Consider the following 18,368-nt stretch of genomic DNA (forward strand, 5'->3'; position numbering starts at 1 on the left):
AGTTTGTTGCATTCGACCTTGATTGCCATAGAATCGTGGCCAAGCAGGGGTCAAATTATAACGACCGGTCGTTTTCCGGAGTCTTTATGTCATTCTTTCCAAGATGGACTTGCGCAGTTGCGCTGGGCGCTGCGTTGTCCGCAACCGGTGCCTGGGGCGCGGCTATCCAGCAGCAGATCCTCGACAACAACGGATCCGGCATCGGTACCGGCGGCGACTCCGTCGCTGTCGCCGGCGAGTGGGCGCTGGTCGGCGATACCGACAATTGCCGGGTGTATGTCTACCGCCTGGACCAGACCACCAAGCTCTGGGGCGATGGCGGCAAAAACACGGGTACCGTGCAGCCGGGTGTGCCGCACAGCCAGTTGAACCCGCGCAACAGCTGTTCCGCGGCGGAGTACGGCGGCTTCGGCAACGCGGTGTCGATTTCGCGAGACCTGCTGGTCGTCGGCGCCCCGCTGGCCAAGACCGGTGGACCGGTGCGCTACGGTATCGTCTACCTGTTCTCCTACGACAGCGGCAGCGACGAGTGGGTGATCGACCCCGGCATCGGTGAGCCGGTCGCTTTCAGCGGGCCGGGCACCATCGTCGATGACCGGCAGGCCGGCGCAGGCTTTGGCACCCAGGTCTCCGTGCGCTACTCGGAACTCGCCGATGAGGCCCTGATCCTGGCCGGCGCGCCCTTCTACGACGGTCCCAATGGCGTCAACGCCGGGCGCGCTTACGCCTACCTCTGGGACGGCGCTACCAGCACCGTCGAACTGATCGGCACCTACGACGGCGACGCCACCGGCGATCGCTTCGGTAGCTCGATTACCTCCAACGGCGTGCGCATTCTCGCCGGTGCGCCGAATGCCGATGTCGTGCTGCCGGACACCACCGTGGCCATCGACAGCGGTAGGGCCTACCTGTTCAGTTTCGACCGTGCCAACTTCCCGGCGCTGGCCCTCGACCAGATCGTGCCGGGCACCGCGGAACCGATGTCCGGGCTGGTCGTGCCGGGCATGAACCTGGCGCGCGAGGCGTCACTGAGCATCGACGGCGTGATGCTGCTCTCCGGCAACACCAATTTCAGTGGCGCGCAGGTGTTGTACCGCGGCGGCGGTACCTGTGGCGCAGACGAATACTGTCACGACGCGACCCTGCCGGGCACCCTCAGCGGCGACGTGACGCAAAGCGGTGTCTCGGCGGCGTTTGGCTATTCCGCCCGCTCCGTGCAGGTGTATACCAACAACCGCACGATCGGTGCCGACCGGATTTCACCCGGACCGGCCTACCAGGTCGCTCCTCCTGGTGGCCTGGAGAGCAGGTTCGGCCAGGACATCAGCCTGTCCGGACAGTGGCTGGAGGTCAACGGCGACGCCACCGACCGCGCCTACATGTTCGGCGCGGTGTGTGCCGGCGATGTCCAGCTCACCGCCATGGAGTGGACGATGATCGGCCTGCCCTGCGATATCGGTTCCGGCTCGGCCACCATCGACGATATTTTCACACCATCGCTGGGCGTCTACGGCACCGACTGGATCATGTACCAGCAGGACGGCGTCGATTTCGGCGGGCAGTCTTCGGTGTACGAGGTGATGAGCGATACCGACACCATGACCCAGGGCGTGGGTTACTGGATCATTTCCGCGGTAGATGCGGTTGTCGATTTCGGCCTGAGTGTCGGCACCAAGGCCGCCACGCCCTCGGTGTCGGATCCGCTGGCGCGCCTGAGCGTCACCGAGGTCTTCAGCCTCGATCTCAAGGGCCTGCTCAGCGGCTGGAGCGCGCCGTCGACGGACTTGCGCGTGATGCTGTCCAACCCCTTCCCGCAGCCGGTGAACTGGGGCGAGACCATCATCAATGACGGCACCGCGCTGAACACCGTCGCCAGCGTGCCGGTGCAGACGCTGTTCTTCGAGGGCGGCGACAACCAGGCGTATGTCTACAACGCCGCCAGCGGTGGCTATACGGCAATCAGCACCGATACCCCGGGAATGCCGCGCCAGATCAACTCCGGCGAAGGCTATTTTGTACGCTTCAGCGGTACTGGCGCCACACTGGTCCAGTCGGCGCCTACCTCGCTGTTGCAGACTTCCGTTTCGAACTGACGCGGCACGACCATGCAAGCATTTAGACACGCAGTTCCAGTCCTCCTTGGTCTCGTCCTCGGCGCCACCAGTGCCGTTGCCGAGGCCGGTTCATCATCCCGGCGTGACGCAGGCGACGAAGCCGCGCAGTGGTACGTCCGCGCCGAGGTCAGTGTTCGCGACCCGCTCGACGGCAGCGTGTCCCGCGCGGACAACGCCGCGGTGTTCGGTGTTCTCGCTGCCAGCAGCGATACTTATGATCGCCACGATATCCCGGCCTACGCCTCGACGGCGGGCGCCCGTATCGCGGGTGTGTTTGTGCACGATGACTGGTCCGAGCACGCCGGTGAGTACCACAGCGACTACCGCAGCGGCCCCACCCGGCGCGCGGCATGGCCGTTTACCGTCAACAGCTCGGTCAACGGCGCCGTGGTCACCGTGAGCTGGGATGGCCTGTATGAAGTGACCACCGCACCGGAGGGCTCGGCGAGCTCCTACGAGGCGCGACTGGATGCCGACAGCCGCACCCTGCGCCGCCTCAAACTGGTCGATCTCACTACCGGCGAGATCATTCCCGCTTATCGCAAGGGCGGGCTGAACACCTACAGTTTCACCCTCGCCGACGGCGAGCGCAGCCGCCAGCTGCTGTGGGTGCTGGGCGCGGTCAAGGGCAGCTACCTCGAGGCCAGCAATCGCGCCGCGGCTTATATGCAGCGTCAGGTGGAGGTCCAGGCCAATAGCAAGGCCGTCGAGCGGCGCTCGTCGAAGGCCCACCCGGTGTTCGGTTACCCGCCGGTCAACTGAGCGCGGTCGCTCTGGATCAACGGCCTGCCGCGACCTAGAATGGGCGGCAGGCAATCGACAACAACGAGGACTCCCCAACCATGCGCGAACATCTCAAGCGCTTGCGGCCCGTCGCAGCGGGGCTGGCCCTGCTTCCCCTGGCTGCCTTCGCCGCGCTGACCCCGGAGCAGGTAGCCGAGGTGGTCGCCGAGGCCCAGGCCGCCGGAAACCCGCCGGAGTCCATTCTGGAGACCCTGCAGCAGCAGGGCATGTCGCTGGAGGAAGCGGTGACCCAGGCGGTCAGCGTCGCGGGTGGGGGTGAACTCAAGGCCCGACTCGCGCGCGCCGGTATCTGCTCCTCGGGCGATATCGCCCAGGCCGAGGCGATCGGCAACGCGCTCTACCAGGGCGCCGACAGCGCGCTCAGCGACAGCGTCAGCCAGGCGGTCGCCGACTACGTATCCACCAGCTGCAACACCGCCCGCGGCATTCCGCGTTCCTCACCCGGTGAGGGCGCCGTAGACCCGATTCCCGGCAGCCCCGCCTGAGGCCGGGTCCGCCGCCCGCCGGTCCGCGCAAGCCGTGACCCGGGGCGCAGCAGACACCCACCACAGCACCGCTTCCGGCGGCGAGCGCCTGGTCTTCGCCGGGTTCCTCGCCGTGTTGTTCTGGGCACCCCTGCCGTTTGCTTCCAACCGGGTGTGGGCCGGCGCGCTGCTGTGCCTGCTGCTGGCCCTGCTGTCCCTGGCCTGGGCGCTGCTGGCCCTGCGCGGCCGGGCGCACATCGCTCCCGCCACCTGGCGCCGGGCGCGCCTGCCGCTGGCAGTGTTGGCCCTGGTGCAGGCCTGGGTGTTGCTGCAGACCTTGCCACTGCCGCCTGCGCTGCTCGCGGCTCTCTCGCCGCAGGCCGCCCGCTGGCAGCCCGGCGATGGCTGGGCGCCGCTGTCCCTGGACCCGACCGCAACCCGCTATTACCTGCTGCGCGGGTGCGCGATCTCGCTGGGGTTTTTCCTCGCCGTGGCGACGCTGGATTCCACGCACCGGGTGCGCCGCCTGTTGCAGGTGCTCGTGGCCAGCGGCACCTGCCAGGCGGTGTTCGGCGTTCTGATGGTGTTGACCGGCCTGGAACTCGGCTTCTTCGTGCACAAGTATGTCGGGCTGGGCGCCGCTACCGGCACCTTCGTTAACAGCAACCACTTCGCCGGCTACCTGGTCATGTGCCTGGCGGCGGGCACCGGCCTGCTGCTGGCGCAATTGCACAGCGGTCCCGCGCGCAGCCTGCGCCAGCACCTGCGCGACGCGCTGGCCCTGCTGCTGAGTTCGCGCATGCGCCTGCGGGTCTATCTCGCGCTGATGGTCATCGCCCTGGTCATGACCCACTCGCGCATGGGCAACCTCGCGTTTTTCCTTTCACTGGCGATTGCCGGCGCCCTCGCGCTGCTCGCCGGCAGGCGTTTTTCCTGGTCCCTGGTGCTGTTCCTGGCCAGCCTGTTCCTGGTGGACATGCTGATCCTGGGTCACTGGTTCGGCGTCGACCGGCTGATTCACCGGCTCGGAGAGGTCGGCAGCCAGCCGGGTGCCGAGCTCACCCGCTACGCCCTGAACCGGGACAGCCTGCCCTATCTCGGCGACTTCCTGCTCACCGGTAGCGGCGGTGGCTCGTTCTACGGGATATTCCCCAATTACCAGGGCGCCGCGGTGGACGGCTACTTCGAGCATGTGCACAACGACTACCTCGAATTCGCCCTGGAACTGGGCCTGCCCGCGGCGGCGCTACTCGCCATCGCTGCCGGCTATTGCCTGTGGCAGGCGCTGGCCACGCAGCGGCTGCGTCGCAACCCGTTATTGCGCGGTGCAGGGTTCAGCGTGGTGATGGCGGGAGCCTGGGCGGGCCTGCACTCGGCGGTCGATTTCAACCTGCAGATACCGGCCAACGGCCTGACTTTAGCCGTATTGCTGGCTCTGGGCTGCGTAATTCGTGAATTGTCCAGCAATAACAAACAATAGGGCCTGTGTAACATTCCCAGAGTACGGGTATGACTATATACTCCCGAAGTGCGCTACCCATGCTATTGCGAGTTTTGTGGCTGCCAAGCCCGCTGTCTCGCCCAACACAACAACTAGAGATGCTCGCACGTTATATTAAAATTTCAGGGGCAGTGGCCTTTTCGGCCGCCGCATTGTGCTCTACGGCGGTAATGGCGGTGGAGCCCGCGGCTATTCGCCTCGGGCCGCTGTATATGGCGCCGACGCTCAGTGTCGAGACCAGCCATACCGACAACCTGTTCCGGTCCGCCAACGATCCGAAATCGACGCTGATCCTGACCACGCTGCCGCGGGTGGAAACCTGGCTGCAGGATGGCAACAACACCTACCTGCTCGGCTACCAGATCGAAGACTTCCGCTACTCCTCCAGCCACGAGGATGACTTCACCGACCAGCAGGTCGACGGCAAGATCCACCACGAGTTCACCGCCCGCCATGCGGTCAATGCCTACGCGCGGTTCTACGATGGTCACGAGGAGCGCGGCACAGGTCTCAGCGAGGGCGATATCGCCGACCTGATCGACGAACCGATCGCCCTGGAGCGGCTCGGTTATGGCGGCGATTACACCTTCGGCGCCAACGCCTCGCGCGGCCGGCTCAACCTCGCCTACGATTTCGAGGACCTCGAGTACACCAACTTCCGCGATATCACCCGCTTCCGCAATCGCGAGCAGGACCGCCTGGGCGGTACCTTCTTCTGGGCGCTCGCCCCGCGCACCGACCTGGTGGCGGAAGTGCGCTACTACGACAACGCCTACGACGAGGTTTCCACCACCGACGCCGCCGGCAGCCGCGACAGCGAAGAGTGGAACTACTACCTGGGCGCCGAGTGGGATGCCACCGCGCGCACCAGCGGCAGTGTGCGCCTGGGCTGGTATGAGCGCGACTACGAGTCGAACGCCCGCGACGCCACCAACGGGTTTTCCTGGGAAGTGAGCGTCGATTACGCCCTGCGCAGCTACTCCATTTTCAACCTGGCGACACGCCGTTTCTCCCAGGAGACCAACGGCCTCGGTGATGCCATCGACGCCGAGGAATACGAGGCCAGCTGGCAGCATGACTGGAGCGGGCTGTCCTCGACCTACCTGCGCGTCCTCTACGGCAACGACGACTACACCGGCATCACCCGCGAGGACGATCGCTGGTCCGCGGAGGCGCGCTACCAGCGCCGGGTGCGGCGCTGGTTCGACCTCGGCTGCGGCTACCGCTACGAGGAGCGTGACTCCGAGGCGGCCTCGCTGGACTACGACCGCAACGTATTCTTCGTGGAGGCCCAGTTCAGCCTCTGACCCGGGCTGGCTCGATGGCCTTCATGCTTCGCCCTGTCTCCCTTGCTGTTTTCGTCGCCGGCCTGGCGGGTCTCATCGCAATGTCGATTTCTACCGCCTCCACCGACCTGCGCCTGGCACCGCTGGCGACTGAAGTGAGTTTCTGGGGTCGCGATGGCTACCAGCCGTCGCCGTCCCGGCGCGAGCAGGTGGCTGCGGGGCTCTCCGCCTTGCGCGAGGAATCACCCGACCACGCCCGCCTGCTGACGGTATCCGCCGCCCGGCTCGACCGCGAGGCGCGCTGGGCGACAGACACAGTGGAGAGCGAGCGCTTGCGCGATGCCGCCGTCACCATGCAGCGCCGCGCGCTCGGTGCGCGGCCCGCCCACGGACAGGGCTGGCGAATGCTGATACAGTATTCCCCCGCAGGTCCGCGCGGCGAGGCCACCCGGCGCGAGGCCTTCGAGCAGCTGCAGACCCTGCGCGCGGGGCGGTGAGATAGATGGCAAACACTCTATGGAAAGCGGCGCTGTGCCTGTTGTGCGCCTGGGCCATGCAGGCCGGCGCCCAGGTCAGCGCCCAGGACGGCGGTTACTCGCTGAATGCCGGCGACACCATCCGCATCTACGTTTACGGCGAGCCCGACCTCACCTTCGACAACCTGCTGATCGGGCACAGCGGCCGCATCTCCTATCCCTTCCTCGGTGAACTCGCGGTGGCCGGCAAGACCGTGGCCCAGCTGCAGGAGCGCCTGGTGGAGGGTTTGCGCCCGGACTACCTGGTGGACCCGCGGGTCTCGGTCAACGTGGTCAAGTACCGGCAGTTCTTCGTCAACGGCGAGGTGAGTCACCCCGGCGGGGTGGACTTCCAGCCCGGCCTCACCCTGCGCAAGGCCATCGCCCTGGCCGGCGGCTACACCGAACGCGCTAATCGCAAGTTCGCCCTGGTCATCGCCGACGACGACCCGCAGCGGCGCGAGCAAAAAGTCGACCTCGATTACCAGGTGCGGCCCGGCGATATCATCACCATCCAGGACACCTTCTTCTGATGATGCAGCCCCTGCAATCACCGCTGCACGTGCACGAGCCGCACGCGCGCTCCGCCGAGGGCGCCGGCGCCATCGACATCCTGCGCCTGCTCGGCGCGGTGCGCCGCTACAAGTGGGGCATTCTCGGTCTGGCCCTGGTCGCCGCGCTCGCCGCAGCGGTGTTCGTCGCCAGCCTCACCCCGAAGTACCGCGCCACGGCGTCCATCGTGCTGGAGTCCGAGGAGGCCAACGTGGTGGCGGTGGAGGACGTGTACAGCCTGGGCCGTACCGGCTACGAGTACTTCCGCACCCAGTTCGAGATCCTGCGCAGCCGCCACCTCGCCGAGCGCGTGGTGCGCCGCCTGGAGCTGGACCGCGACGCCGCCATCGCCAGCGCGGCCGAACCTGCGCAGCGCCCCTGGTACAAGCCCGACCTCACCGCCCTGTGGCCGGACTGGAAAAAAACGCCGCCGATCCAGCTGTCGGAACAGGAACAGAGCGAGGCGACGGTGCGCGCGGTGGCCAATACGCTGTCCCGTTCGCTGGACGTGGAACCGGTGGAATTCAGCCAGCTGGCCTACATCAGCTTCGAATCCGAGAACCCGCGGCGCGCGGCACAGGTCGCCAACGCGGTGGCCGAGGAATTCATCGCCAGTAATCTCGAGGGGCGTCTCGCGGGCACGCTGCAGGCGACCGAGTGGTTGAGTGAACGCCTGGCCACTTTGGAGTCCAACCTGCGCGACTCGGAACAGGCGCTGCAGGATTTTCGCGACAGCCAGGGCCTGGTCAGCGTCGACGGTGTCACCGGCCTCGGCGGCGATGAGTTGCGCTCACTGACCACGCGCCTGGACGACGCGCGCCGCGCGCGCATCGAGGCAGAGAACCTGCTGGAGGAGGTGCGCGGGCTGTCCGGCGCGTCGCCCGAGGAACTGATGACCATCCCCGCCGTGCTGCGCCACGAACTGATCGGCTCGCTCAAGGAGCAGCAGTCCGCGGCGGAGCGCCGGGTGGCGGAACTGGCCAAGCGCTACGGCCCCCGGCACCCGAAGATGATCGCCGCGCAGACCGAGCTGGAATCTGCCAACCGCGAACTGGCGGGCGAGGTGAGCAAGGTGGTCTCCGGCATCGGCCGCGAATACGAGGTGGCACTGCGCAACGAGCACGAATTGCAGGCGTCCTGGAATGCGCGCAAGTCCGAGATCCAGAATTTCAACCGCAAGGAGTTCCGCCTGCAGGAACTGCAGCGCGACGTCGATACCAACCGCCAGCTCTACGATATTTTCCTCACCCGCATGAAGAGCGTCAGCGAGACCGGTGGTTTCGAAAAACCCCACGCACGCATCGTCGACCGCGCCACGGTGCCGGCGCGGCCGGTGTGGCCCAACCAGCAGCGCATCATCATCGGCGTGTTCATCGCCGCGCTGCTGCTCGGTGCCGGTATCGCCGTACTGCTGGATATCCTCGACAACACGGTAAAGAGCCACGAGGACGTGGCGCAGAAACTCGGCGCCGTGCTGCTCGGCTCGGTGCCGCGCATGAAGACCGACAAGCAGGGCCGCTTCGCGCAGTTCTGGGAGGAGACCGCCGGCAACTTCGCCGAGTCCGTGCGCACGGTGCGCACCGGCCTGCTGCTGAGCGACCTGGACAGCCCGCCCAAGGTGATCCTGGTGACCTCCACGGTGCCCGCGGAGGGCAAGTCGGTGCTCTCCCTGAACCTCGCCTCGGCGTTGGGGCAGATGGAAAACACCCTGGTCATCGGCGCCGACCTGCGCCGCCCCAGCCTGGCTCGCGAGTGCGGGCTGTCACCTGACCACAAGGGCCTTTCGCATTTTGTCTCCGGAGTCGCGGAACTCGACGAGTGCATCGAGTACCTGGAGGACCTGCAGGTGCACGTCATGCCCGCCGGCCTGATCCCGCCCAACCCGCTGGAGATGATCAGCTCGCGCAAGTTTGTCGCCGCGCTCAAGGTGTTGCGCGAGCGCTTCGACCGCATCGTCATCGATTCCGCGCCGGTGCGCGCGGTGAGCGACGCGCAGGTGCTGGCCTCCTACGCCGACTACATCGTCTACGTGGTGAAGGCCGATGCCACCTCGGCGACCCAGGCCCGCCGCGGCCTGGCCGACCTCGCCGCCGCCAGCGACGCGCACGCCGCGGTGGTGCTCAACCAGGTGCGCCAGGGCTCCTCGGACAGCTACTACCACTACAGCGGGTACACGCACTACGGTGAATCCCCCACCAGCTGAACCGCGCTGGCTGCAACGCCTGCCGCCCGTCCTGCGCCGGTTGTGGCCCGCTTCCGACACTGAGCGCCGCGCCAGCTGGACGCTCGCCGGCAGCTTCCTGATTCGCGTGTCCAACCTCGGCCTGCGCTTCGGCGTGGCAGTGCTGCTGGCGCGCCTGCTCGGGCCGGAGGAATACGGCGGCTACTCCTTCGCGCTGGCGGTAATCATGGTGCTGGCGATACCGGTGCAGTTGGGCCTGCCGCGGTTGGTGGAGCGCGAGACCGCCCGCGCCCAGGCGCAGGCCAACTGGGGTTTGATCCGGCTGCTTTGGGGCTGGGCGTTTCGCGTCATCCTCGGCTTCTCCGTGCTGCTCAGCCTCGCCTGCCTGCTGCTCCTGTACCTCGCACCGCAACTGCTGCCTCCGGGTGCCGCTGCGCTGGTCGCCCCGGGCCTGTTGCTGGTTCCCCTGTTTGCCCTGGGTGCGGTGCGCGCTGCAGCCCTGCGCGGCCTGCGCCGGGTGATCAGCGGGCAGTTGCCGGACGCCGTCGTGCTGCCGCTGGTATTGCTGGCCGCGCTGCTGGTGCTGACGGCATTTGGCTCGCTCAACGCCCGCGACGCCATGCTCGCCCACGTCGCCGCGGCGGCGGTGGCATTTGTGCTCGGCGCCCTGTTGCTGCACCGCGCCCGTCCCGGAGAACTGCGTCAGGCGACTACCGCGGATACGCGACCCGCGGGGTGGCTGGGCGCAGCCTTTACGCTGGCCCTGGTGGCCGGCCTGCAACTGGTCAACAACCAGGCGGATATCCTCATGCTCGGCTACCTGCGCAGCTCCGCTGAGGTGGGCGTCTATCGCGTTGCGGCGTCCGCCGCGGTGCTCACCCTGCTCGGCCTGCAGGTGGTGAACACAGTCATCAGCCCGTGGATCACGCGTCTCTACACCCAGGACCGCCGGGCGGAACTGTGCAGCCTGGTGACGCGCGCCTCGCGCATTATTTTTGCCATCTCGCTACCGGTGGCGCTGGTGTTCATGGTGTGGGCGGAGCCGTTGCTGGAGTTCTGTTTCGGCGAGCCCTACAGGTCCGGCGCGACGGCCCTGCGCCTGCTGACCCTGGCGCAGGTGGTGAACTTCCTGGCCGGCCCGGTGGGCAACCTGCTGACCATGAGCGGGCATGAGCGGGTGACGCTCTTGGGCGTCATTGTCGCGACCGTCGTGAACGTGTTGCTGAATTTGCTGTTCATTCCCCGGTATGGGGTGGAGGGCGCAGCGCTAGCCTCCGCGCTCTCGATTGTGACCTGGAATACATTGCTGTGGTGGCAAACCCGTAGAGTTCTGGGAATCGATGCGAGTCCCGCAGGTTGGCACACTCGCTAGATTGTCAGTTCGGCGGAACTTGAAGGTCCAATAGCCGGCCTATTCCATTAATCGGATCTGGTGGTCGGGGCGGTCTTCAGCCAATGTCGAAGATCCCTGCCAGTGGCAGCTTGCAGCGCATGAATATCGTCGTGGAAAAATTGGAGCAGGTCGTCCCGAAGTTCGGTGTCGATTTGATTTCGCATCTGCGGCTTTCTGTTTAGTCTGTGCAACCAGCCGGTCAGGCTCAGGTGCCGAAGACCTACAGCGAGCTTAAACTTTATCCACGCCCTTATGAGGGGGCCTTGCTGACGCTTTCTCCATTTGCCAAGCCAGACGATCCTGTTCACCTTGTTTGAATGGATGACATCGAAATTTTCGCGGCCATCGTTCTCCAGGCCGAGAAAATCGAGCACGCGACGATACTCACCCGCGGTATCCGCACTGAAATCCTCGAAGAAAATGAAATGAACACGCTCCCTGTCGACCTGCCCCAGCAGGCGCTGCACCTGCTCGCCGAGGCGGCCCACTGCGGGATAGTCGAGCAGTTTGGGAATGCGGCAGTTTGTGCGCACCTGTTCGGCATCGCGAGTCCCGTCCCGGCTCGCGCGCCAGGCGCTGTCGAAGTCCTCGATCCACTCGTCGGCATTGAGCAGCAACTGGCTGTGGAAGGCGTGCAGGTAGTCGACGGGGTGGCGCAGCATGACGATAAAACGCGCCGCGGGGCAGGCGGCGAGAATGTTGGGGACGGCGTCGTCGGAATACAGGTAGAGCACCGAGGCTTCCATGACCACCTCGTGCTGCGCATCCGCGGCATCGAACAGGGCACCATATGCGCCGGCATCCGCGCAGCAACCGTAGGCACGCATGTCGGTGCCGAAGAAGTGCGGCTCCTTGGGCTGGCACATGAACACCCTGGGGTGGGTGCCGAGGTATTCGCTGAGCGCGGTGGTCCCGCACTTGGGTGCGCCGATGAGAAACGTGTTGGGCGCTTTCATCCTGCCCCCGCTGCTGCGCGCAGCTGGATATGTGCGTAGTTGCCCAGGGTGTAGCCGTGTGTTGCTGCCAGTGCAGGCAGGTTTGCGTTGCGCAGGTAACGCCATTCCGCCTCGCTCACCGCGCCGATACGCGTTGCACCCTGCATTGCCTGCTCCGAGCGCGCGGGATGCACCATGAGTTCCAGGACGCCGTCCGGGCGGTCCGCCAGCAGGCGGGCGTAGTCGGTGTCGGACAATGCCGGCGGCAACTCGCTGAGGTCGAACACGCTGGCCAGCGCGGTATTGCAGCGCAGGCGATCCGCCCAGGGGCGCACCGCGCTATCCAGCAACAGGCGCAGCGCCGTGCGTCGCAGGCGCCGCGCCAGGCTGCGCTCGCCGCTCCTGGCATCCGCCCACGGTACCCGCATCGGCAGGTCCAGCTCCAGGCATAGCTCGGCCATGGCAGCGAAGATCGGCGGCGCGCCGTGTACGTGCTGGTGCGAGTCGATGTGCGTGGGTTCCAGCCCGAGGTCCAGCATGCGCTGGTACTGGGCGCGCAGTTCCTCGCGGATGGCCGCGCGTGCGGCGGGCTTGGCCAGTGCGCCGAGAATCACCCTGCGCCGGTCGTGGCTCCCCCGTCTGGCATCGGCGAGACCGCAGTGCGCCAGGCCAGCGGTGAGCGGCATGCCCTGGGTCAGGTTGAAGTGCAGCCCCACGCCGAGTTCCGGCATCGCCCTGGCCATGTCCACCGCCTCCGCGGTGGCCGGGGCGTTGACCATCAGGGTGGTACTGGTCAGGTTGCCGGCGCGATGGCACTCGGCGATGGCCTCGTTCACGGAAGTATTGAGACCAAAGTCGTCCGCGTTGACGATCAACAGCTTCATCGCAACAGGCGCCCCAGCGCCTTGCGCAGGTAGATGGTCCATTCCAGCAGGGCGGGCGCCGGGTCGTCGCGCTGGTAGACCGCCCAGCAGCGCGCCCAGGGCTGGCGCGCCGCACTCAGGTCCGGGGCGGGGAACACGCCGCGATCGCCGCGCCAGCGGTAATAGCCGGCGGAGAACGTATCCTTCAGCCAGTAACGCCATACGACGTCATCCATTTGCCGGTTGTACGCGGGTTCACCGCCCTGGGTGTCCTGCGCCAAGGCGTGGCTGGCGAGGTACACGCCGGCACTGTTGCTGAGCTGGAACCACAATGTCGGGCGCGGGTTGATCTCGATAAGCTTGTACTGACCGTCGCGCGGGTCGAGTTTGTATTCAGCGCCATACATGCCCCTGTAGCCAGTGGCTTGCACGAACTCGCGCGTGAGCTGTGCCAGCTCCGGCAGCGGTGCGCTGATCGCCGTGGCGGCGGAGCCGAAACCCGGCGGGTACTGGCGCAGTTTGCGGGCGGTGAATTCCAGCGGTTCGTTGCCTGCGTAGCCCGCCACCAGTGCAATTTCAGATTCCGCACCCGGCACGATCTCCTGCAGCAGCCAGCCGCCGCAGTCCTCGGGCAGTTGCCGCGCCAGTGCGGCCAGCGCCTGCGCGCTCTCCAGCACGATCACCTTGCGCCCGCGCATCGCCGATTTCGCGCGGTGAATAAGCGTCGGCTTGAGGATGCAGGGGTAGGTCGGCGTGTTCGCCAGGTCCAGTAAATTGTTGCGATCCGCCGCCGACCAGGTGCCCGGCGTGGGCATGCCGGCGTCGCGGCACAGTGTGCTGAACTGCTGTTTGTCCAGAAAGCGGCGCGCGGCGCCGGCATAGCCGGCCGAGAGGTCGCAGTGCTCGGCGAGTGCCGGGTAGTGGTCGAGCAGGAACTCGATGTAGTGATCGTTGCTGGGCAGCAGGTACGGCCTGGTATCCGACTCCACGGCCAGCGCCTGCAGCCGGCGGGCCAGGTCTGCGTCGCCCGCTGCCCGCCAGACACCGCCGCCCAGGGCGCGGGAGTACTGCCCGCACTGCACTTCGCGATCCACGCCGAGAACCTGCGCGCCCGCCGCCGCCAGCTCCCGCGCCGCGTACAGGCCGGTCGGGGAGAGCCCGAGCACCACCGCCAGCGGCGCGCGCTCAGTGGAAGAGAAAGCTCTGGTAGGGGACATAGCAGCTCTGTGCGTGCCGGGAAAAGCCAAACCATACAAGCATATAGGCGAGGTAAACACCGGTGATGGCAAAAAACAGCAGGCGGCTGTCGCGGCCGTTCAGCGGCCCCGCAAGGCCGGGCAGCGCGGCGAGCACGAACGCCTGTGCCGGAATCAGGTAGTAGGCGAGCCGGTGCGCCATGACCGTGTTGACGAGATACGCCGGTACCAGGAAGAAGGACGCCAGTGAGAACACGTGCAGCAGGGTGAATTGCGCCGGAAACGCCTGCGCGAAACGCCGCCGGTACAACTCGAACACCGCGGCGCTGCCAACGATCAACGCGACCCGGTAGATGGCGCCGCTGGAATACATGTCGTCACCGGCCATGATGTAGCGCTGGTGGTAGATCTGCAGGCGTTCCTGCATCAGGACGTAGGCCACTGGCGTGAGCAGTAGCAACGCACCCAGCACGCGGCCGGTGGAGTAGTCCCGGCCGACCATCAGGGCCAGCGGCAGGAACACCAGTGCCGAGCTGTGAAAGCTGCCGGCGGCGAGTATGCACAGCACTACCACGCTGCGCTGGTTGCGGGTAAACGCCGTGAGCGCCGCGGTGAGAAACGCCACCGCCACGGCCTGGCGTACGCCGGACATGGCCAGCTGGATGACCAGCACCGGGAACATCAGCGCCAGCATCAGCAGGGCGTTGGGGTGGCGGCGGACGAAGTGCCACAGCAGGCCGAAGAACACTGCCGCAGCGGCGACGTTCACCCACAGGTAACTCAGGCCGGCGACCTTGATCAGCCAGGTCAGCAGGTAGTAGCCCGGTTCTGGCCGGTCCAGCAACGACTGGCTGGTGTCCAGGAACATGTAGCGGAAACGGTAGAGGTAGCCGTCGAAGTCGCAGCCGGTGTCGAAGCGTGTGCCGACGAACACGGCGAGGCCGATAACGCAAAGCGCCAGGACCCACTGCTGACCGCGGGCGCTGGTGACGGCGCCGGCGAGAAACACCAGCGCGAGGTAGATGCCCAGGTAGACGATCATCGGGGCGGCTCCGTCCCCAGGAGTTGGTGATAGATACCCGCGTAGCGGGTCGCGCCGTCGGCAAGGGCAAACAGGCCGACCGCTGTCTGCCGGCAATCGCGCCTGGTCTGCTCCGAGCGAACCAGGGTCTCCATCGCGGTGATGGCACGGACCATGGCGCCTTCGGAGAAATCATCCAGCAGGCAGCCGGTGCATCCATCTGCCAGCCAGGTCTCGATGTCGCCTATACCGCGATTGGCCACCACCGGGACGCCGCAGGCGAGATACTCGCCCAGTTTGGTGGGGCAGCTTGCCTTCATCGCCCGCCCGGGTCGGACGAAGGATATTCCCAGGTCGAATCTGCAGACCTCCTTCGCAACCTGTTCGAACGGCAGCGCCTGCAGCGTGTACTGCGAGTCCGGAACATTTTCCGCCTGCGCGATACGGGCGACATCGGCTGGATTGGCCCGGCTCAGGATATGCAGCCGTGCATCGTGAAAGTGGTCTCTGAGAAGAGAGAAAAAGCGAAAAATCTGGTGCGGCAGATAGGTGTCCCCGAACGAACCGAGGTAGCCGACCGTGAGCGGGGCGTGCGAGTCAGGCATGGCGCGCGACGGTGAGAAATGCGCCAGGTCCACGCAGGTCGGGATGGTGGTCATGGGTGGGGGAGCATCGTTGGCAAACATTGGTAGCGCCGTAATTTCGCGGCGCGCGGCTTCACTCAGGCAGACGATATGGTCGCTGCCGCGGTAGGCCCATCCCTCAAGGGCATTGCCCAGCCGATGGGCAGGTCCGTCTTCGCGAAGGGTCCTTTTGTAGGCCTTTTCATCGATCCAGAATCCGCGGATATCGAACAACAGGCGTAGCGGCCGGCGCGCCTTGAGCAGCCTCGCGGCGAGGGCCGGCACGAAACTGCGTGCGTGCACGATCTGTGCACCGTCGTCCAGCGCGCGGCGGATGCCCGTGATGCACTGCACGAACAGCGACAGGTCGCGCAGGGCGCGCGGGCGCAGGCCGCTGGTCAGCGGTGTCCATTCAATGTTCTCGGGCAACTGCGCCCGACGTTCGGCGACCTGCCCCGGCGTCCAGGCGCGGCGCTCGAAGGTGAGCAGCCTGAAGCGGTACCCCTGGTTGCCCAGCTCGCGAAGGTAGGCCAGCACCTGCGAGGCCACCAGCGGCTCGTCGATGCCGTTGTAGCTGACGTAGACGATACACGTGGCGCTCACGAATTAACCCCTGCGCCCGGGTCCGCCGCGGACAACAGCAGGCGGGCGAATGCGGGCCCCTGCTTTTGCAGGTCGAAGCGGGCCTCGACGTCCCTGCGTGCGGCGCCGCCGATACGTTCGCGCAGTGCGCGGTCGCCTATCAGCGCCTCCAGCTTGTTCAGCCAGTCCTGTTCGTCGCGGGCCAGGAAGCCGGTCTGCCCATCCTCGAGCAGTTCCCGGTTGTAACCGATATCGGTACATACGCAGGGCAGGCCCGCCGCCATGTAAGTGCGCGCCTTGCCGCCGGACTTGCCCTGGGACCACTCTTCCATCGGCAGCGGCATCACACCGATGTCGAAGCTGTGCAGTTCGGCCACTTCCGTGTCCAGCGACCAGGCCACGTGCTCCACCTCGATCCGGGGTTCGGTGAAGCGGCCGCCGCCGACAATTTTCAGGCGCAGGCCGGGGTGGCGTTCGGCCAGCGCCACCAGCACCGGGCGCAGAAGTTCGAGGTATTTTTCCGTGGAGGGCGAGCCCAGCCAGCCGATGGTCACGTCTTCCCCAGGCTGGTCGGGAGGCTTTGGCGTATAGCGCTGCAGGTCCTCGGCCACATGGAAGGTCACCGCCCGCGGGCAGTACTGCGCCGCGCGTTCGCGCAGCCAGTCGTTGCCGGCGACGACGAGGTCGCACAGGGCCATGATGCGCGGGATGCGCGCCGGGTTTTTCAGGCGCGAGAACAGCCGGCTGTGGCTGTTCGCCTTGTGGATGAACAGCGCGTCGTCGTAGTCGAACACCAGCCGCCGGCCGCGCAGGCGGAACCAGCGCTCGAGCAGCAGCGGCCCCAGCGGCAGGCACTCGCGCTGCATATAGACGAGGTCGACATGGCGCCAGTCGAACAACAGCGCCAGCCGGCGCAGGCTGGCCAGCAGGTACAGAGCGCTCTTGCGCAGGGTGTGGCCAGGCTGCTGCGACAGGCGGTACAGGGCCGGCGACATGAACGGCACCACGCGGTAGTCGATGCCGGCTGCGGCGAGGTAGGGCAGGTACTGGTATACGCGGTAGCGGCTGCTGGCGCCCTCCTCGGGATACTTGGGCAGGAACAGGACCTTCACTGAGCCGCACCGTGGGCGAGCCGGGTGCGCTCGAGAAACGCCTCCAGCCGCCGCGTGTTGGTCACCGGGTCGAAGTGTTCACGCGCGTAGGCCAGTGCGCGCTCCCCCATCGCCGCGCGGTCCTCGGGTTGTGCCAGGAGCTCGCGCAGTGCGCGCTCCAGGCCGTCGAGATCGCCGGGCACACGGCCCAGGCCCTCGCCTTCGATAATGCCCGCGGGATCAAACTGCAGCGACAGGGTGGGGCGGCCCTGCAGCCAGGCCTGGATAAAGTTGTTGCCGAAGCCCTCGGGCAGGCAGGTGTGCACCAGCGCCAGGCTCGCGCGCAGCGCGCCGTTGACGAGCGCGGGGCTGCGCTCGCCCAGGTAGTGCAGGTTGGGCGGCGTGCCCTCACCCCGCGCGATCCAGCGATAGCGCTCGCGGGCGATGCCGCCGATCATCAGGAAATCCAGGTCCAGGTCGGTGCAGCGCCGGGCCAGTTCCACATAGGCCTCGGGCTGCTTGTAGTCCTTTAATTGCGCCACCCACAGCACGCAGGGGCGGGGCCAGTCGAAGGGTTCACAGTCGCTGGCCATGGCATCGCGGATGGTGACGCGGTTGGCCACCGGCAGGCGCTGCGTGTAATCGGGGTTGAGCGACACGGCGCCGCTGACCAGGCGCAGGCCGCGCCAGTTCCAGCGGCTTTTCACGCGCTGCCAGGCGATGGAGGCGATGCGGCGCGGCGTGAGTGCGGCATCGCTGTGGTGGTAGGCCCAGGGCGTGACATCCTGCAGGCTGGAGACCGCGTAGACCAGTGGAATTCCCGCGTCGTGCGCAATCCGGGCGACCCGGTGCAACTTGTTTTTGTTGTGGCGGAAATAGATGATATCCGGCTGTTGCTCGCGCAGGCAGTCACGCAGTGCCGTCGCATCGCGCAGGTCGCAGTACTGCAACTGGTACTCGGTTGTCTGTGCCTGGTCGATCGCGGCGGTGGCGAGATAGGTGACGCTGTGGCCGAAGCGGGCGAAGTGGCGGGCGATCAGGTCGCACTGGATTTCGATGCCCCCGATCCCCTGCTGGAGATGATTGGCAATGATCATGATGTTCATGCGTGATGCTGGCGGCCACTGCTGGTTGTGCGCCGGTGCGCGAGCTGCGCCAGGCCCGGGGCATCCCGGACAGGCACCGCGTTGCCTGTCCCACGGCCCCCGGTCTTATGCCGTCAACGATAGCAGATTCGGGCCTGCAG

The 18,368-nt window shown here is 66.5% G+C and carries 16 protein-coding genes; 9 read left to right on the forward strand and 7 right to left on the reverse strand.

All coding sequences use genetic code 11. The features are described from left to right. The first annotated feature begins 134 nt into the window (after positions 1 to 134). The 9 genes from E4634_RS12540 to E4634_RS12580 all read left to right on the forward strand — a co-directional run bounded on the left by E4634_RS12540 (position 135) and on the right by E4634_RS12580 (position 10,790). Positions 135 to 2,093, forward strand: coding sequence for a hypothetical protein (locus E4634_RS12540; RefSeq protein WP_167854886.1), 1,959 nt, complete (start codon positions 135 to 137; stop codon positions 2,091 to 2,093). A 12-nt stretch (positions 2,094 to 2,105) separates the two neighbouring features. Then, positions 2,106 to 2,876, forward strand: coding sequence for a hypothetical protein (locus E4634_RS12545; protein WP_135444382.1), 771 nt, complete (start codon positions 2,106 to 2,108; stop codon positions 2,874 to 2,876). Between the two features lie 80 nt (positions 2,877 to 2,956). Then, positions 2,957 to 3,403 (forward strand): hypothetical protein, encoded by a 447-nt coding sequence (locus tag E4634_RS12550; RefSeq protein WP_135444384.1) that lies wholly within the window; start codon positions 2,957 to 2,959, stop codon positions 3,401 to 3,403. Between the two features lie 34 nt (positions 3,404 to 3,437). Then, positions 3,438 to 4,862, forward strand: coding sequence for an O-antigen ligase family protein (locus tag E4634_RS12555; RefSeq protein WP_135444386.1), 1,425 nt, complete (start codon positions 3,438 to 3,440; stop codon positions 4,860 to 4,862). 191 nt (positions 4,863 to 5,053) lie between these two features. Beyond that, the gene (locus E4634_RS12560; RefSeq protein ID WP_276606627.1) at positions 5,054 to 6,190 is read left to right on the forward strand and encodes an outer membrane beta-barrel protein; all 1,137 of its coding nucleotides are present in this window, start codon (positions 5,054 to 5,056) and stop codon (positions 6,188 to 6,190) included. 80 nt (positions 6,191 to 6,270) lie between these two features. Continuing rightward, entirely contained in the window at positions 6,271 to 6,666 is a 396-nt protein-coding gene (locus tag E4634_RS12565) for a hypothetical protein (RefSeq protein ID WP_135444390.1), read from the forward strand. 5 nt (positions 6,667 to 6,671) lie between these two features. Further along, positions 6,672 to 7,217, forward strand: coding sequence for a polysaccharide biosynthesis/export family protein (locus E4634_RS12570; RefSeq protein WP_135444392.1), 546 nt, complete (start codon positions 6,672 to 6,674; stop codon positions 7,215 to 7,217). Beyond that, positions 7,217 to 9,439 (forward strand): GumC family protein, encoded by a 2,223-nt coding sequence (locus E4634_RS12575; RefSeq protein WP_135444394.1) that lies wholly within the window; start codon positions 7,217 to 7,219, stop codon positions 9,437 to 9,439. The genes E4634_RS12570 and E4634_RS12575 overlap by 1 nt, the downstream gene beginning before the upstream one ends. Continuing rightward, on the forward strand, positions 9,420 to 10,790 hold the full coding sequence (locus tag E4634_RS12580) for a flippase (RefSeq protein WP_135444395.1): 1,371 nt from the start codon (positions 9,420 to 9,422) through the stop codon (positions 10,788 to 10,790). Before E4634_RS12575 ends, E4634_RS12580 begins: the two co-directional genes overlap by 20 nt. 47 nt (positions 10,791 to 10,837) lie before the next feature. Here E4634_RS12580 and E4634_RS12585 read toward each other — a convergent pair whose 3' ends face one another. From E4634_RS12585 to E4634_RS12610, 7 genes are read right to left on the reverse strand one after another with little or no spacing between them, the layout of a single operon-like run. Next, positions 10,838 to 11,767, reverse strand: coding sequence for a sulfotransferase family protein (locus E4634_RS12585; protein ID WP_167854888.1), 930 nt, complete (start codon positions 11,765 to 11,767; stop codon positions 10,838 to 10,840). Further along, entirely contained in the window at positions 11,764 to 12,630 is an 867-nt protein-coding gene (locus tag E4634_RS12590; protein WP_167854889.1) for a carbohydrate deacetylase, read from the reverse strand. The genes E4634_RS12585 and E4634_RS12590 overlap by 4 nt, the downstream gene beginning before the upstream one ends. Continuing rightward, a complete protein-coding gene (locus E4634_RS21490) occupies positions 12,627 to 13,826 on the reverse strand; it encodes a carboxylate--amine ligase (protein ID WP_167854890.1) in 1,200 nt (399 codons plus the stop codon). Before E4634_RS21490 ends, E4634_RS12590 begins: the two co-directional genes overlap by 4 nt. Continuing rightward, positions 13,795 to 14,847, reverse strand: a complete 1,053-nt coding sequence (locus E4634_RS12595; protein WP_135444401.1) for an EpsG family protein — start codon at positions 14,845 to 14,847, stop codon at positions 13,795 to 13,797. Before E4634_RS12595 ends, E4634_RS21490 begins: the two co-directional genes overlap by 32 nt. Next, on the reverse strand, positions 14,844 to 16,052 hold the full coding sequence (locus tag E4634_RS12600; RefSeq protein ID WP_135444403.1) for a glycosyltransferase: 1,209 nt from the start codon (positions 16,050 to 16,052) through the stop codon (positions 14,844 to 14,846). The genes E4634_RS12595 and E4634_RS12600 overlap by 4 nt, the downstream gene beginning before the upstream one ends. Then, positions 16,049 to 17,143 (reverse strand): glycosyltransferase family 4 protein, encoded by a 1,095-nt coding sequence (locus E4634_RS12605; RefSeq protein ID WP_135444405.1) that lies wholly within the window; start codon positions 17,141 to 17,143, stop codon positions 16,049 to 16,051. Before E4634_RS12605 ends, E4634_RS12600 begins: the two co-directional genes overlap by 4 nt. Then, positions 17,140 to 18,228 carry a glycosyltransferase family 4 protein gene (locus E4634_RS12610; protein WP_135444407.1) on the reverse strand — a complete coding sequence of 363 codons (1,089 nt, stop codon included), beginning with the start codon at positions 18,226 to 18,228 and terminating at the stop codon, positions 17,140 to 17,142. Before E4634_RS12610 ends, E4634_RS12605 begins: the two co-directional genes overlap by 4 nt. Positions 18,229 to 18,368 lie beyond the last annotated feature (140 nt).

Source organism: Mangrovimicrobium sediminis (assembly GCF_004745945.1).
Taxonomy (GTDB): Bacteria; Pseudomonadota; Gammaproteobacteria; order Pseudomonadales; family Halieaceae; genus Mangrovimicrobium; species Mangrovimicrobium sediminis.

What these genes read in the sequence shown, in the direction of transcription:
- E4634_RS12585 (WP_167854888.1), bottom strand. Translation starts at nt 11,767, where the DNA reads ATGAAAGCGCCCAACACGTTTCTCATCGGCGCACCCAAGTGCGGGACC.
- E4634_RS12565 (WP_135444390.1), top strand. Translation starts at nt 6,271, where the DNA reads ATGTCGATTTCTACCGCCTCCACCGACCTGCGCCTGGCACCGCTGGCG.
- E4634_RS12560 (WP_276606627.1), top strand. Translation starts at nt 5,054, where the DNA reads ATGGCGGTGGAGCCCGCGGCTATTCGCCTCGGGCCGCTGTATATGGCG.
- E4634_RS12550 (WP_135444384.1), top strand. Translation starts at nt 2,957, where the DNA reads ATGCGCGAACATCTCAAGCGCTTGCGGCCCGTCGCAGCGGGGCTGGCC.
- E4634_RS12570 (WP_135444392.1), top strand. Translation starts at nt 6,672, where the DNA reads ATGGCAAACACTCTATGGAAAGCGGCGCTGTGCCTGTTGTGCGCCTGG.
- E4634_RS12610 (WP_135444407.1), bottom strand. Translation starts at nt 18,228, where the DNA reads ATGAACATCATGATCATTGCCAATCATCTCCAGCAGGGGATCGGGGGC.
- E4634_RS21490 (WP_167854890.1), bottom strand. Translation starts at nt 13,826, where the DNA reads ATGTCCCCTACCAGAGCTTTCTCTTCCACTGAGCGCGCGCCGCTGGCG.
- E4634_RS12575 (WP_135444394.1), top strand. Translation starts at nt 7,217, where the DNA reads ATGATGCAGCCCCTGCAATCACCGCTGCACGTGCACGAGCCGCACGCG.
- E4634_RS12545 (WP_135444382.1), top strand. Translation starts at nt 2,106, where the DNA reads ATGCAAGCATTTAGACACGCAGTTCCAGTCCTCCTTGGTCTCGTCCTC.
- E4634_RS12590 (WP_167854889.1), bottom strand. Translation starts at nt 12,630, where the DNA reads ATGAAGCTGTTGATCGTCAACGCGGACGACTTTGGTCTCAATACTTCC.
- E4634_RS12595 (WP_135444401.1), bottom strand. Translation starts at nt 14,847, where the DNA reads ATGATCGTCTACCTGGGCATCTACCTCGCGCTGGTGTTTCTCGCCGGC.